This is a genomic window from Nocardia fodinahabitans, assembly GCF_052983615.1.
In genome coordinates this window covers 1,317,425-1,331,366 of sequence record NZ_JBRJJC010000001.1, presented here as the reverse complement: position 1 = coordinate 1,331,366, position 13,942 = coordinate 1,317,425, and the positions used below count along the sequence as shown (strand labels likewise).

At 67.3% G+C, this 13,942-nt stretch carries 14 protein-coding genes; 8 read left to right on the top strand and 6 right to left on the bottom strand.

The features are described 5' to 3' along the window. Window positions 1-71 precede the first annotated feature (71 nt). On the bottom strand, window positions 72-896 hold the full coding sequence (gene nadE / locus NV348_RS06270; RefSeq protein ID WP_447146141.1) for an NAD(+) synthase: 825 nt from the start codon (window positions 894-896) through the stop codon (window positions 72-74). Between the two features lie 6 nt (window positions 897-902). Then, entirely contained in the window at window positions 903-1,550 is a 648-nt protein-coding gene (locus NV348_RS06265) for a TetR/AcrR family transcriptional regulator (RefSeq protein ID WP_447146140.1), read from the bottom strand. 96 nt (window positions 1,551-1,646) lie between these two features. On the opposite strand from NV348_RS06265, the gene NV348_RS06260 reads away from it, so the two are divergent. The 4 genes from NV348_RS06260 (at window position 1,647) to nrdE (ending at window position 6,703) form a co-directional block, all read left to right on the top strand. After that, window positions 1,647-2,216 (top strand): NAD(P)H-dependent oxidoreductase, encoded by a 570-nt coding sequence (locus NV348_RS06260; RefSeq protein ID WP_447146139.1) that lies wholly within the window; start codon window positions 1,647-1,649, stop codon window positions 2,214-2,216. 391 nt (window positions 2,217-2,607) lie between these two features. Further along, on the top strand, window positions 2,608-2,841 hold the full coding sequence (locus NV348_RS06255) for a redoxin NrdH (RefSeq protein ID WP_447146138.1): 234 nt from the start codon (window positions 2,608-2,610) through the stop codon (window positions 2,839-2,841). A 23-nt stretch (window positions 2,842-2,864) separates the two neighbouring features. Further along, a complete protein-coding gene (gene nrdI, locus NV348_RS06250; RefSeq protein WP_316575717.1) occupies window positions 2,865-3,335 on the top strand; it encodes a class Ib ribonucleoside-diphosphate reductase assembly flavoprotein NrdI in 471 nt (156 codons plus the stop codon). A gap of 11 nt (window positions 3,336-3,346) precedes the next feature. After that, the gene (nrdE, locus tag NV348_RS06245; protein ID WP_447150954.1) at window positions 3,347-6,703 is read left to right on the top strand and encodes a class 1b ribonucleoside-diphosphate reductase subunit alpha; all 3,357 of its coding nucleotides are present in this window, start codon (window positions 3,347-3,349) and stop codon (window positions 6,701-6,703) included. A 49-nt stretch (window positions 6,704-6,752) separates the two neighbouring features. On the opposite strand, the gene NV348_RS06240 is transcribed toward nrdE, so the two are convergent. Then, a complete protein-coding gene (locus NV348_RS06240; RefSeq protein WP_447146137.1) occupies window positions 6,753-7,205 on the bottom strand; it encodes an RDD family protein in 453 nt (150 codons plus the stop codon). Window positions 7,206-7,386: 181 nt separating this feature from the next. Between NV348_RS06240 and NV348_RS06235 the strand changes: the two genes are divergently transcribed. Then, a complete protein-coding gene (locus tag NV348_RS06235; protein ID WP_447146136.1) occupies window positions 7,387-8,793 on the top strand; it encodes a DUF2252 domain-containing protein in 1,407 nt (468 codons plus the stop codon). A 35-nt stretch (window positions 8,794-8,828) separates the two neighbouring features. Continuing rightward, entirely contained in the window at window positions 8,829-9,179 is a 351-nt protein-coding gene (locus tag NV348_RS06230) for an excisionase family DNA-binding protein (RefSeq protein ID WP_447146135.1), read from the top strand. On the opposite strand, the gene NV348_RS06225 is transcribed toward NV348_RS06230, so the two are convergent. Both NV348_RS06225 and NV348_RS06220 read right to left on the bottom strand, forming a co-directional pair. Next, on the bottom strand, window positions 9,160-10,605 hold the full coding sequence (locus NV348_RS06225) for an endoglycoceramidase I (protein ID WP_495885079.1): 1,446 nt from the start codon (window positions 10,603-10,605) through the stop codon (window positions 9,160-9,162). The genes NV348_RS06230 and NV348_RS06225 overlap by 20 nt on opposite strands. 357 nt (window positions 10,606-10,962) lie before the next feature. After that, window positions 10,963-11,955 carry an LLM class F420-dependent oxidoreductase gene (locus NV348_RS06220; protein ID WP_447146133.1) on the bottom strand — a complete coding sequence of 331 codons (993 nt, stop codon included), beginning with the start codon at window positions 11,953-11,955 and terminating at the stop codon, window positions 10,963-10,965. 352 nt (window positions 11,956-12,307) lie between these two features. Between NV348_RS06220 and NV348_RS06215 the strand changes: the two genes are divergently transcribed. Next, window positions 12,308-12,490 carry a hypothetical protein gene (locus tag NV348_RS06215; protein ID WP_447146132.1) on the top strand — a complete coding sequence of 61 codons (183 nt, stop codon included), beginning with the start codon at window positions 12,308-12,310 and terminating at the stop codon, window positions 12,488-12,490. Here NV348_RS06215 and NV348_RS06210 read toward each other — a convergent pair. Further along, a complete protein-coding gene (locus tag NV348_RS06210) occupies window positions 12,469-13,155 on the bottom strand; it encodes a DUF899 domain-containing protein (RefSeq protein ID WP_447146131.1) in 687 nt (228 codons plus the stop codon). The genes NV348_RS06215 and NV348_RS06210 overlap by 22 nt on opposite strands. A 79-nt stretch (window positions 13,156-13,234) precedes the next feature. On the opposite strand from NV348_RS06210, the gene NV348_RS06205 reads away from it, so the two are divergent. Beyond that, window positions 13,235-13,816: a TetR/AcrR family transcriptional regulator gene (locus NV348_RS06205; RefSeq protein WP_447146130.1), complete on the top strand. Its 582-nt coding sequence runs from the start codon at window positions 13,235-13,237 to the stop codon at window positions 13,814-13,816. Window positions 13,817-13,942 lie beyond the last annotated feature (126 nt).

Below are 13,942 nucleotides of genomic sequence, written 5' to 3'. Positions count from 1 at the left end.
GCCGAACTAGCCCGATCGACAACCCGCCGACCACCACAGCCGACGGCCGAAATCCCGGAGCGGCGGAACAGCTACCGCCACCAGGTGTCGAGCGGGGTCACCGGGACGGTGCGCTTGTGCCGGGTGTTGGTGAAGATCGACTCGACGCGGGCGGCGACCTCCGGGGTGACGTCCTTGCCCTCGAGGTAGTCGTCGAGTTCGGCGTAGCGCAGGCCGAGGGCTTCCTCGTCCGGCAGGGCCGGGCGGTCGTCTTCGAGGTCGGCGGTGGGGACCTTGGACCAGATGCTCGACGGGGCGCCCAGTTCCTGCAGCAGCGCGGCTCCCTGGCGCTTGGTCAGGCCGGTGAGCGGGGTCAGGTCGACGCCGCCGTCACCGAACTTGGTGAAGAACCCGGTGACCGCCTCGGCGGCGTGATCGGTGCCGACCACCAGCAGGTTCTCCTGCCCGGCGAGCGCGTACTGGGCGACCATCCGCTCGCGGGCCTTGATGTTGCCGCGCACGAAATCGCGCAGTCGCTCGTGGTCGAGCGCACCGGCGACCTCGGCGGCCACCGCGTCGGCGCCGGGCCGGATGTTCACCACGACCGACCGATCGGGGTCGATGAAGTTCAGGGCGATCTGGGCGTCGTGCTCGTCGGCCTGCATGCCGTAGGGCAGGCGCACGGCGAGGAACGTCGCCTCGACGCCCTCGGCGCGCAGCTCCTCGACGGCGAGCTGGCACAGCCTGCCCGCCAGGGCGCTGTCCTGGCCACCGCTGATGCCGAGGGCGAAGCCCCGGGCAGGGGTGGAGTTCAGGTAACCCTTGAGGAAGTCGACGCGGCGGCGGACCTCCTGCTTCGGCTCGATCTCCGGCAGCACGCCCAACTCGGCGATGATCTGTTCACGCAGTGTCCCCATGCCGCCTCACTCTACTTGTGCGGCAGGGGAAACGACGCGGCGAACGAGCCATTCCCAGTTGTCGCCGATCTGAGCGCGGGTGTAGCCCAGGATGTCGATCTGGTGAATGACCAGCGCCGCCGACAATGTCGACAGCAGGGAGTCGGCGATCAGGTGCAGCTCACCGCCGACTCCGGCCGCCCGCAGCAACAGCACGACATGCGCGTGGTGCAGGGCGTACGGCGCGCCGCCGAAGCGCCCCTTCTCCTCGGCGGCCTGGTGGAGATCGCCCTCGACCTCGATGTCGAGCAGCCGGGTCCGCCCGAACGCGATCAGCCGTTCGACCGGGCTCGCGGCGGGGCCGAGCGGCGGCGGCCCGAACATGAACGCCGCCTGGAACTTCTGCTCGGAATGGTCGAGCAGCGCCAGCATCAGCCCGGTCCGGTTCCCGAACCGCCGGAAGACGGTGCCCTTGCCGACCCCGGCGCGCTTGGCGACCGCGTCCATGGTCAGCCCGGCGACCCCGTGCTCGCGCACCAGCTGCTGGGCCGCGTCGAGCAGCAGCGCGCGATTGCGGGCGGCGTCGGCGCGCTCGATCGGCTCGCCCTCGCCGGGCTGCGGCCGTCCGATCGGCAGCAGCGGCGGCTCGTCCGACCTGGGTGTGCTGTAGCTCACGCCGCTCACACGTCCTCCGCGGGAAGTAATCGGACCAGGGTCCGGTTAATGTCCGATGAAACTTCGATCATCCCACTGAGTACACCAGGAGTCGTCATGACCGGGACCCGCATCCTCACTCTCGTCGGAAGCCTGCGCGCGGGCTCGATCAACCGCAGGCTCGCCGAGGCCGCCGTGCAGACCGCGCCGGACGGCGTGGACATCGCGATCTACGAGGGTCTCGGCGAGATCCCGTTCTACAACGAGGACCTGGACGTACCGGGTTCGGTTCCCGCGCAGGCCGAGGCGCTGCGTGCCGCTGTCGCCGCGGCCGACGCCGTCCTGCTCGTCACCCCCGAATACAACGGCACCCTGCCCGCCGTGCTGAAGAACGCCATCGACTGGGCCTCGCGCCCCTATGGCGCCGGCGCGATCAAGGACAAGCCGGTCGCCGTGGTGAGCGCCTCGATCAGCCCGCGCGCGGCCGAGTGGGCCCACGGTGACGCGGTCAAGGCGATCGGTGTCGCGGGCGGCGTCGTCGTCGAGGCGGCGCACGCGCGCTTCGGCACCATCGGCGAGCGCTTCGGCCAGACCCACCCGGCCCAGGACGCCGAGGCCCTGACCCAGCTCGGCGCCACCGTGCACGAGCTGGTTGCCGCCGCGGACGGCAAGCTCGTCTCGGCGTAAGCTGCCTGTCGGCTCGAAAGGGGCGTCGCATCCATCGCGGATGTGACGCCCCTTCGTATGTCCGCGAAGGTTTGCTGAAGACTCGCCGGGATGCAAAATCGTGATCTGGACCACTGTTTTCCCAGCGTGTCGATCGCGCGTCCTGGGACTTACGGCGTGGGAATTACATCTGTGCGACTCGCAACACCTTGTGTTGTTCCAATCTGTCGGCCACTAGGTGTAGTGTCTCCAGTACTGGAAGACGGTGTGAAGCCACCACTGATCGGGCCCAAGGGAAGGGGTTACGAGCAGGGCTTTCTTCGCCAGATCCAGGAGTTTGCGCAGCATCACCGTTCGTGCACTGCATACGGATCACAGGCTGTGGATCAGGCATAGGAGAGAGGGACTCTAGATGACCATCACCGTGTACACCAAGCCCGCTTGCGTCCAGTGCAATGCCACCTACAAGGCGCTCGACAAGGCCGGGGTGGACTACGAGATCATCGACATCTCCGAGAACACCGAGGCGCGTGACTACGTCATGGCGCTCGGTTACCTGCAGGCTCCCGTCGTCGTCGCCGGTGAGAATCACTGGTCGGGCTTCCGTCCCGACCGCATCAAGTCGCTCGCCGTCGCGGCCGCTTAGGACCTTCGCCGGAAGGAGGCGTCATGCCCGAACGGACGACTCCGGGCGGGCTGGTCTACTTCTCCAGCGCTTCGGAGAACACTCGTCGTTTCGTCGAGAAGCTGGGTCTCCCGGCTACTCGGCTTCCATTGCACACCGCTGATTCGCTGCGCGTCGACGAACCCTACGTGCTGATCACCCCCACCTACGGGGGTGGTCGGCACGTCATGGGTGGCCAACGGTCCGACAAGGACCTCGTACCGCGGCAGGTCGCCAAGTTCCTCAACGACCCGCACAACCGCGCCCTGCTGCGCGGGGTGATCGCGGCCGGCAACACGAACTTCGGCGATACCTATTGCGCTGCGGGCGACATCATCTCGCGAAAATGCGGGGTGCCGTACCTGTATCGCTTCGAACTCATGGGAACCGCTGAGGACGTCGCGCGCGTCCGAGAGGGATTGGGATTGTTTTGGCAACAGCAACCACAGCACCGACCGGCAAGACTGCCCGCCTAGAGCAGGCCGCGGTGCGCGGCGAGGCGGGCGAGGTCCTCGACTATCACGCCCTCAACGCGATGCTGAACCTGTACGGCCCCGATGGACAGATCCAGTTCGACAAGGATCGCGAGGCCGCGCACCAGTACTTCCTGCAGCACGTCAACCAGAACACCGTCTTCTTCCACAACCTGGACGAGAAGCTGGACTACCTGGTCGACGAGAACTACTACGAGGCCGAAGTCCTCGACCAGTACAGCCGCGAGTACATCAAGAGCCTGTTCCAGCGGGCCTACGCCAAGAAGTTCCGGTTCCCGACCTTCCTCGGCGCGTTCAAGTACTACACCTCGTACACGCTCAAGACCTTCGACGGCAAGCGCTACCTGGAGCGGTTCGAGGACCGGGTCGTCATGGTCGCGCTGACGCTGGCCGCCGGCGACGAGGCGCTCGCGGACAAGCTGGTCGACGAGATCATCGACGGCCGTTTCCAGCCCGCCACCCCGACCTTCCTCAACTCCGGCAAGAAGCAGCGCGGCGAGCCCGTGTCCTGCTTCCCCGCAGGCACTCCCGTCGACACGATCGATGGTCAGCGCGCTATCGAAACGTTGCAGGTCGGCGATCAGGTGCTCTCGCACGACGGCACTTACCGTGCGGTCGAAGCCATGATCGAAAACCCTAACGACCAAGCGCTGGTGTCGATCTCGCACTTCGGACACAAAGAGCCGATTCGCTGCACTCCGGAACACCCGATCCTGGTCTGGACCTCGCGCGATGTCGAGACCCTGATCGACGGTGACGGCGCCGACCCGTTCAACGGGTTCGTGTGGCTCGCCGCGCAGGATGTGCACCCGTCCGACTTCATCGTGACCGCAGCGCCGCTGGGGGAGCGCGATCGGCGCACATTCGATCTCATGGACCACGTCGGCAACGGCGTGTACGAAGAAGTCGACGGTGCGATCCGCAAGGTGAACATCGACGCCAAACATCGAAACAAGCAGCGGCACAGTCAGCGCTTCGTCGCTGTCGATAGGTATGTCGAGGAGTCCTACGAACTGGGCCTGGTCCTCGGCTGGTATGTCGCCGAGGGGCATGTGTCCAAGCGGTCGGGCGTTGAGGGAGTGCAGCCCAACAGCGTCCACTTCACTCTCGGCGCACACGAGGCCGAGTACCACGTCGAGCTCGGTATGGCCTTCAAACAGGTGTTCGGGGTCGACTTGTCCCTGCATACCAATCAGTCGGACCACTCCACCCGGATGGTCTGCAACAGCAAGGTTGTCGCATCGCTGCTCATGTCGCTGGCTGGAACTGGCTACGGCGAAAAGCGGCTCACACACGACGTTCTGACCGCGGATGAAGACTTCCAGCGTGGTCTGCTCGCCGGGCTGTTCCGTGGTGATGGATGCAGCACCACGGGCGGGATGGTGCTCGACCTGGTCAACCCTGAGCTGGTCGACCAGGTGCAGCTGATGCTGCGCCGCCTCGGCATCGTGTCGACCGTTCGTCAGTACGTGAACCAATCGGGCAACGCGACCGGTCAGGTGTTCGTTCCGGGGCTGCCCGGCAACAACGAAGACTTCATCTTCGATATCGGCAAGAACCTGCACAACTACGTGGGCCGCAAAGGCACGAAGCGCGCGACCTACCAGGTGGTGCACGGTCGCCATGTCTACGGCGTCCGCGAGATCGCGCGCACGTCTGAGGCGCCGGAGAAGGTGTACAACCTCCACGTCGAGGGCACACATACCTATTCGATTCGTGGCACCGTTGTGCACAATTGTTTCCTGCTGCGCATCGAGGACAACATGGAGTCGATCGGCCGCTCCATCAACTCCGCCCTGCAGCTGTCCAAGCGCGGCGGCGGTGTGGCCCTGCTGCTGAGCAACATTCGTGAGCACGGCGCGCCGATCAAGAAGATCGAGAACCAGAGCTCGGGCGTCATCCCGATCATGAAGCTGCTCGAGGACTCGTTCTCCTACGCCAACCAGCTGGGCGCGCGTCAGGGCGCGGGCGCGGTGTACCTGCACGCGCACCACCCCGACATCTACCGCTTCCTCGACACCAAGCGCGAGAACGCGGACGAGAAGATCCGCATCAAGACGCTCTCGCTGGGCGTGGTGATCCCCGACATCACCTTCGAACTGGCGAAGAAGAACGAGGACATGTACCTGTTCTCGCCGTACGACGTCGAGCGCATCTACGGCAAGCCGTTCGCCGATGTCGACGTCACCGAGAAGTACTACGAGATGGTCGACGACAAGCGCATCCGCAAGTCGAAGATCAAGGCGCGCGAGTTCTTCCAGACCATCGCCGAGCTGCAGTTCGAGTCCGGCTACCCGTACATCATGTTCGAGGACACGGTGAACCGGGCCAACCCGGTCAAGGGCAAGATCACCCACTCGAACCTGTGCTCGGAGATCCTGCAGGTCTCGACCCCCTCGGAGTTCAACGACGACCTGTCCTACTCGAAGGTCGGCAAGGACATCTCCTGCAACCTCGGCTCGCTCAATATCGCCAAGGCGATGGACTCGCCGGACTTCGGGCAGACCATCGAGACCTCGATCCGCGCGCTGACCGCCGTCTCGGACCAGACCCACATCTACTCGGTGCCCTCGATCGAGCAGGGCAACAACGAGTCCCACGCCATCGGCCTGGGCCAGATGAACCTGCACGGTTACCTGGCGCGCGAGCGGGTCCACTACGGCTCCGAAGAGGGCGTCGACTTCACCAACATCTACTTCTACACCGTGGTCTACCACGCGATCCGGGCGTCGAACCTGATCGCGAAGGAGCGCGGCAGCGCGTTCGGCGGCTTCGCGGAGTCGAAGTACGCCAGCGGCGAGTACTTCGACAAGTACACCGAGCAGGCGTGGGAGCCCAAGACCGACAAGGTCGCTCAGCTCTTCGCCGACGCGGGCGTGCACATCCCCACCCAGGACGACTGGCGTGAGCTGAAGGCCTCGGTGCAGGAATTCGGCATCTACAACCAGAACCTGCAGGCCGTCCCGCCGACCGGGTCGATCTCCTACATCAACCACTCCACCAGCTCGATCCACCCGGTGGCGTCGAAGATCGAGATCCGTAAGGAAGGCAAGATCGGCCGCGTCTACTACCCGGCCCCGTACCTCGACAACGACAACCTCGAGTACTACGACGACGCCTACGAAATCGGCTACGAGAAGATCATCGACACCTACGCCGCGGCCACCCAGCACGTGGACCAGGGCCTGTCGCTGACGCTGTTCTTCAAGGACACCGCCACCACTCGCGACCTGAACAGGGCCCAGATCTACGCCTGGCGCAAGGGCATCAAGACGCTCTACTACATCCGCCTGCGCCAGATGGCCCTGGAGGGAACCGAAGTCGAGGGTTGCGTGTCCTGCATGCTGTGAGCTGAACACGGGAAAAGGGCGGTCTCCCAGGGAGACCGCCCTTTTCGCGTCAGCCGACACTGCCGAACAGATCGAAGCAGCACCAGCCGCCGCGGAACCACTGGCCGATCAGCTGCCAGATAGACGGATAGCTGCCGTCGGCGTGGCGCAGTCGCAGGCCGAACGAGCACTTGCCGAAGGTCGTGCGGGTGAGCCGCTGGACGACCGTGCGGTGCAGGAAGGACGCGCCGAGCCAGGCCGCGATGCCGTACAGGACGGCGGTGGTGCCGGTCGCGAGATACCACGCGGTCATGCCGATGGCGGCGTGCAGCGCCATATCGATGAGGAAGGCGGGGATCACCCCGGTCGCGTCGCCGGCGCGAGTGCTTCCGGTGAGCGGGAATTCGTCCTTCGCTCGCTGCGGCTGCGCGGTGTCGGGGCCGACGTAGGTCAGTCGGCCGCCGGCGTCGCGCTCGTATCCGCCGGTCCTCTCGGAGCGCCGGGTCGGTGTTGTCGTGCTCATGTCGCACAGCGTGCTCGACGTCGCTTAACAACCGCCCGGTGCCGACCTTGCCGTCCGCGAGAAGGCCAGGTCGCCGCGCCGCGGCGATGCTGCGCCGGTACCGGAATCCGCCGGATACGGTAGGAGCCGGAGCTCTGTTGTGCCGAAGCGCAGTTCGTCGAACCGAGGTCGAGGAGGCCGGATGTCCGGAGCGGAGTACGCGAAGTCGGTGGGGGACGGACTCGACCTGCCACTGGCGCCGCGTCGGCGGATCGAGCGGCCGGAACGGGCTGGGCGAGGACGGGATTCGCGCAAGATCGTGCCGCGCTCGGCCCTCGGCGCCTGGGATCCCGACCGGCGCGGGCACGATGCGCTGGCGACCGTGCTGGCGCAGAACGCGCTGCGGGCGCCGGATCTCGTGCCGATCCGGATGGCGCGCATGGCGGCCTCGCCGTGGACGTTCTATCGCGGGGGTGCCGCGGTCATGGCCGCGGACCTGGCGTCGCGGCCGCATACCGGGATCGAGGTGCAGCTGTGTGGGGACGCGCATGTGCTGAACTTCGGGATGTGGGCGAGTCCCGAGCGCAATCTCGTCTTCGACCTGCGCGATTTCGACGAGACGTTGCCCGGTCCGTTCGAGTGGGATCTGCTGCGCCTGGTGGCTTCGCTGGTCGTGCTCGGCCGCGACAACGGGGTGCCCGCGGACCGCTCGGACGCGGCGGTGGCGGCGACCTCGGTCGCCTACCGGGCCGCCATGGCCGAGTACGCGCGCACTCCTGAGCTCGACATCTGGTACGAGCGGGTCGACGCGGAGGACTTCCTCGGCTACTTCGGTCCGCGCGCACAGGCGCTGGCGCGCAAGGAGATCCGGCGTGGGTCGGTGAAACGCACCAGCCGTGGCGCATTCGGCAAGTTCACCGAGATCCGGGACGGCAGGCGGCGGATCACCGAGCTGCCCCCGTTCCGGGTCGCGGTCGGCGGCGATCAGCGCAGGCTCGTCGGGGCGGTCGTGCACGACTACGCCGAATCGGTGCCCGACCACATCTGGTCGCTGCTGACCCGGTTCCGGGTCGTCGATGTCGCCCGGCAGGTGGTCGGGGTGGGCAGTGTCGGGATGCGGGTCTATCTGGCGCTGCTCGTGGAACGCCGGACCGGCGACCCGTTCTTCATCCAGGTCAAACAGGCGGGCCGCTCGGTGTACGAGGACTTCCTGGCGCCGAGCCGCTACGACAACCACGGTTCGCGGGTCGCCCACGGCCAGCGGATGCTCCAGTCCACCACCGACAAATTCCTCGGCTGGACCCGGGTGGACGGCATGGACTTCTACGTCCGCCAGTTCCGGGACATGAAGATCACCGCCGACGGCGCGCTCGTCGCACCGCAACTCGAACAGTTCGCCACCGCGTGCGCCCGGGTGCTGGCCCGCGCGCACGCCCGCTCCGGCGACGCCGCGCGCATCGCCGACTACCTGGGGCGCAGCGAGCGCACCGACGCCTCGCTGGTCGATTTCGCCCGCGCCTACGCCGACCAGAACGAGCGTGATCACGCGCAACTGGTGGCCGCCATCGCCGACGGCACCGTCGACGCCCACGAGGTCGGCTGGGCTTGATCGCCAACCGCGCTGTCACCATCGCTCCCCACAGCATGACCTTGACGTCTCAGCAGGCCGCCGATCTGCTCGGGGTCAGTCGACCGACGGTGAAACGCCTGATCGAGAAGGGGGAACTGCCCGCGGAGCGAATCGGTACCCGGCACCGTCTGAAACTCGACGACGTCCTGGACTATCGCGAGCTGCGTCGGCGGCGCCAATACGACGCACTCGCCGAGACGGCGGTCGACATCTCCATCGAGGACGACCCCGCGGATATCGAACGCCATCTCCGCGAGGCACGTCGGGTGGCCGCGGAACGTCACAGGGGTAAGCGGGACCGCCCCGCCCCGCGGCCGGGGAAGGGGCAGCGGGGCGGCGGTGCGGCTAACCGGCCGATCCGGTGAGAATGCGCGGCAGGCCCGACGCCGAGCCGGTACCGCTGCCGCTGTTGCCGTCGGGGAATTCGGCGCCCGGCGATCCGGGCCGGTGGATGCGGACGGTGACCGGTGCGGTGCCGTCGGCCACCACGGTGACCACCCGCGCACCGGCCGCCGAGGTCACCCGGCCGCCGATCACCTGCACCTCGTAGGTGTCCGGCAGGGCCAGGTCGGAGACATAGATCTCGGTCGGCGCCGACGCGGCTCCCGGTCGGTAGCGATAGGCGAAATCGCCGGTCGCCGAATCGAACACCATCGCCTCCGGGGTGCCCGCGGTGGCCTGCGGATACGTGCGGACCAGTTCGCGGCCGAGGTCGCCGTGGAAGGGGTCGCCGCCGGTGCCGCGGAAATGCCAGTAGTGCCAGCCGATGAAGCGCTCATCGGCGCGCGTGGTGGTGTTGCGCAACACGGTCGGATCGCCGTCGCCGAATTCGGTGACCATGGTGGGGATGTCGGTGCGGTCGGTGAAGGAGTCGATATTGGACCAGGTCTTGTCCTGCTGTACCGGGCACACCGCGCGCAGTTCTTCGGACAGTCCGAGGTAGATGGCGAGCTGGCTGGGGATGCAGTAGTCGTGCGGGGAGAACACGATGTTCGGGCTGGTGATCGGCGGATTCTTGCCGAGATGACTCGGCATCGTCTCGTTCCAGGTGACATTCGGCTCCCAGAACACCGGCACCGCGCCGTTGCGAGCCCGCACCGCGTCGGTCAGCCGTTGTAGCGCGCGCTGGTACTTGGCGTCGAAGTCCGGGCAGCCGTCCGGGAAGCAGGTGAGAAACGGTGTGCCGGGCCAGGGTTCGTTGAGCAGTTCGATCCCGAGCACGCTCGCGCGCCCGTTCATCCGCTCGGCGAGCGCGCCGAGGGCGGTCCCGAGATGATCGAGGACACCGTAGGTGTTGTTCCAGACCTCGTCCCACCCGGCGTTCATGCTCGGCATCAGGTAGTACAGCGGGAAGCCGGGATTCGGCTCGCCGTCGCCCGGCCTGGCCCGGATCGCCCACTCGGGAAAACCGTTGCCGCCCCAGATTTCCGATAGCCCGTCCTGGTGATTGTCGAGCAGTGTGTAGATCCCGTGCGCGGCAAGGGTGTCCACCACGGCCGCCACGCGATCGAGATAGGCCGTGTCGACGGCGCCCTCGGTCGGCATCAACCCGTCGAAGGACACCCCGAGCCGCACCGTGTTGAACCCGTGCCGGGCGAGCAGCGCCGCCGCGTCGTCGCTCAGCGCGAACCCGTCACCGGGCTGCAGATACGGCGCGTCCTTGTCGACGGTGTTCACTCCGTGCAGCAGCACGGTCCGTCCGAACCCGTCGACCAGCGCCGCCCCCTGCGCCCGCAACGGCGTCATCCCCGGCTCCGCGCCGACGGGCCCGACCTCGCCGCTCACGATCATGCCCGCCACCAGTGCCGACACCGCCGCCCACCGCCCCCACCTCGACGATCGCCCCGGCCCACGCCGCCGCCGAATGCCCGCTCTCGCCATCAGTGTCCCTCGATCCACTGGTGGACATGCGTCCAGTTGAACGCACGTCCAAGTGCCTGGCGTGAGACCATAGCGGCCGACTACCGATGTGGTCAAGGACACAGAGGGGGTGGAATCGCCACGGCCGGTGCGGATATCGAGCCCCGGGCGCAGCTGGGGCTCAGGGCGGCGACAGCACTGCGATGACGACCTGCAGTGGTGTTGTTTCGCGCTGGTCCGCCCCCGCATCGCTCCTGCGGGTGAGCGTCGCGATCTCGGGGGCGGGGGTCAGCGCAGGGCGGGAAGTACTTCGCGTTCGAGGAGTTCGATGCCGGAGGTGTCGTAGGCGGCCTCGGGGAAGTTGAAGATGGCGTAGTCGAGGCCGAGATCCTTGACGGCGGTGAGGCGTTCGACGATCTGCTCGGGGGTGCCGACGGCGGCGCTGGTGTCGAACTGCTCGTGCACGCGGACCTTGGCCTCGTCGGCGCCGAGGAACGGGGTGTAGCGGTCGATGACGGCGGACAGGCGTTCCTGGACTTCGGATTCGGTGCTGCCGACGATAGCGTTGAAGTTGGCGCTGCGGGTGATCGCGCCGAAATCGGTGCCGACCTCGGCGCAGTGCTGACGCAGGATCTCCGACTTGTGGGTGAACTCCGCCGGGTCACCGCTGAAGTTGGTGTAGTCGGCGTACATCGCGGCGATCCGCAGCGTCTTCTTCTCGCCGCCCCCGGCGATCCAGATCGGGATACCGTTTTCCTGCAACGGTTTCGGGCGCACGATGGCGTCGTCGACCTGGTAGTACTTCCCGTCCAGGGTCGCCCGTCCGGTCCGCCAGGCCTGCCGGAAGATCTGCACGCCCTCGTCGAGACGGCCCAAGCGCTCACCGGCCGACGGGAAGCCGTAACCGTAAGCGCGCCACTCGTGTTCGTACCAGCCGCCGCCGATGCCCATCTCCACCCGGCCGCCCGAGATCAGGTCGACGGTGGCGGCCACCTTGGCGAGGTAGGCGGGGTTGCGGTAGCTCATGGCGGTACACATCTGCCCGAGTCGCACGCGGGTGGTGCCTGCGGCGAAGGCCGACATCAGGGTCCACGCCTCGTGGGTGGCCTCGTCGGTCGGCACCGGCACGGTGTGGAAGTGGTCGTAGACCCAGATCGATTCCCAGTCGGTGCCGGTATCGAACCGCTGGGCGAGCGCACGCATCACCGCCCACTGGTCCGCCGGTTCGATACCGACCAGGTCGAGCCGCCAGCCCTGGGGGACGAAGATGCCGAACCGCACGTGATTCTCCTCAGTGTGTCGATCGAGCCGAAGCTGCCCACTTTTCCCACTGCCGCGCACCGAGGCAACTATCGAACGCTCGGCGCACTGAATCGGAGGACCGGCGGTTATTCGCTTGGCGTCGCCGGTGCCGGCGGGCATGCTGGTACCCGTATGAACGATATGCGAATACCACGCCTTGGCGTGGACTTCGGCCGGGTCGTCCAGGGGGCGGCGCTCGCGCCGGGCGCCGCGGACACGGTCTTCCTGTCCGGCGGCTTCGCCGAGGCGATGAGCACCCCACCCACCCCGCACGCCTTCGAGGTGCTGGCCCGGCTGGTGACCCGCTTCGGCGGAATTGGGCATCACCCACATGATCGACGACCGCGTCGACGTGCATCGGGCGCTGCGCGGGCTGGTGCCGCGGCTGTACCTGTTCGGTGTGCAGGCCGAGCCCGCGCCGGACTGGCTGCGCCACACGCCCGACTGGCCCACGGTCGAGCGGGTGATCGGCGCCGATCTCGACGCGGCGGGTCAGGCGTTCGGGTCGCCGTAGGAGGCGGCGATGTCCTTGGAGCTGGGCCAGCGGCTGTAGGTCGGTGACTGCGGCCAGCCCTCGGGGCTGTCCTGCCATTCCTCCTGCCTGCCGTAGGGGAGCGCGTCGATCAGGCCGAAGGTGTAGGCGAGTTGCTCGGTGCCGCGGCCGTCGGTGTGCCAGCTGCGATAGACGGTGTCGCCGTCGCGCAGGAAGGTGTTCACCGCGAAGCCCGCGCCGGGACCCGCGCCCATGTCGGCGCCGAACGGGCTGTCGTGGGTGGAGTACCAGGTCATCGTGTTCCCGACCCGGCGCTTGTAGGCGAGCGCCTCCTCGATCGGGCCCTGGGTCACGATGACGAAGCGCGCGTCGTAGGCGGCGAGGAAATCCAGCCGGGCGTACTGCGCGGTGAGGCCGGTGCAGCCGGGGCACTGCCAGGTGTTCCCGTCGGTCCACATGTGGTGATAGGTGATCAGCTGGGAGTGTCCGTCGAAGACCTCGGCGAGCGAAACATCGCTCCCGTCTTCGGCTTTCAGCGTGTACGGGGGAAGTTCGACGGCGGGCAGCCTGCGCCGTTGCGCGGCGACGGCGTCGAGTTCGCGCGTCGCGGCCTTCTCCCTGATCCGGAGTTTGTCGAGTTCGGCCTGCCAGGTGTCGCGATCGACGATGGTCGGCAATGCGGTCATGGGGCGACTCCTTGAATGTGTACGGCGTGCACATTTGATATGTTCACACTGTACACTTCGTTCGGAGGGAGCTCCAGGGTTGGCCTATCACCACGGCGACCTCGCTGCCGCGCTGATCGAGGCCGGGCTGGAACTCACCAGGACCGGCGGTCCCGACGCGCTGACGATCCGCGAGGTCACCCGCCGGGTCGGGGTCACGCCGAACGCCGCCTACCGGCACTTTCCCGACCGGCAGGCGCTGCTGCGCGCGGTGTCGGCGGCGATCGAGGCCGCGATGGCGACCGGCATGGCCACCGACCGGGGCTTGGCCACCCCGCGCGACAGCCTGCGCGCCGTCGGTCTCGGCTACGTCGACTTCGCGCTGGCCGAGCCGGGCTGGTTCGCCGTCGCGTTCTTCGGCGCGGGCGACACCTCACCGGAGTCGGTGCTCGACTCGCCCGCCTACCTCGCTCTCGCCGACGCGCTCGACATGATGGTCCACATCGGGGATCTGGCGCCCGCGGCGCGCCCGGCGGCGACCTGGAGTTGCTGGTCCACCGTGCACGGCTTCGCCGAGCTCGCGCTGCGGGGGCCGCTGCGTCATCTCGACCGCGCCGAGCTGTGGCGTCTGGCCGAGCAAGCCGTCGACACCATTGTCGCCGGACTGCCGCGCGATATGTGATCGAGGTCACTGTGACCAGTGGTACGTCAGTGTAAAGATGAAACGTCTGGGCTCCGCATGTACCCTGCAGGTGGAAGGGTGTGCCCGGGTGGGTACTCCAAGTGATCTGCAGCGGCGATGGCCTGC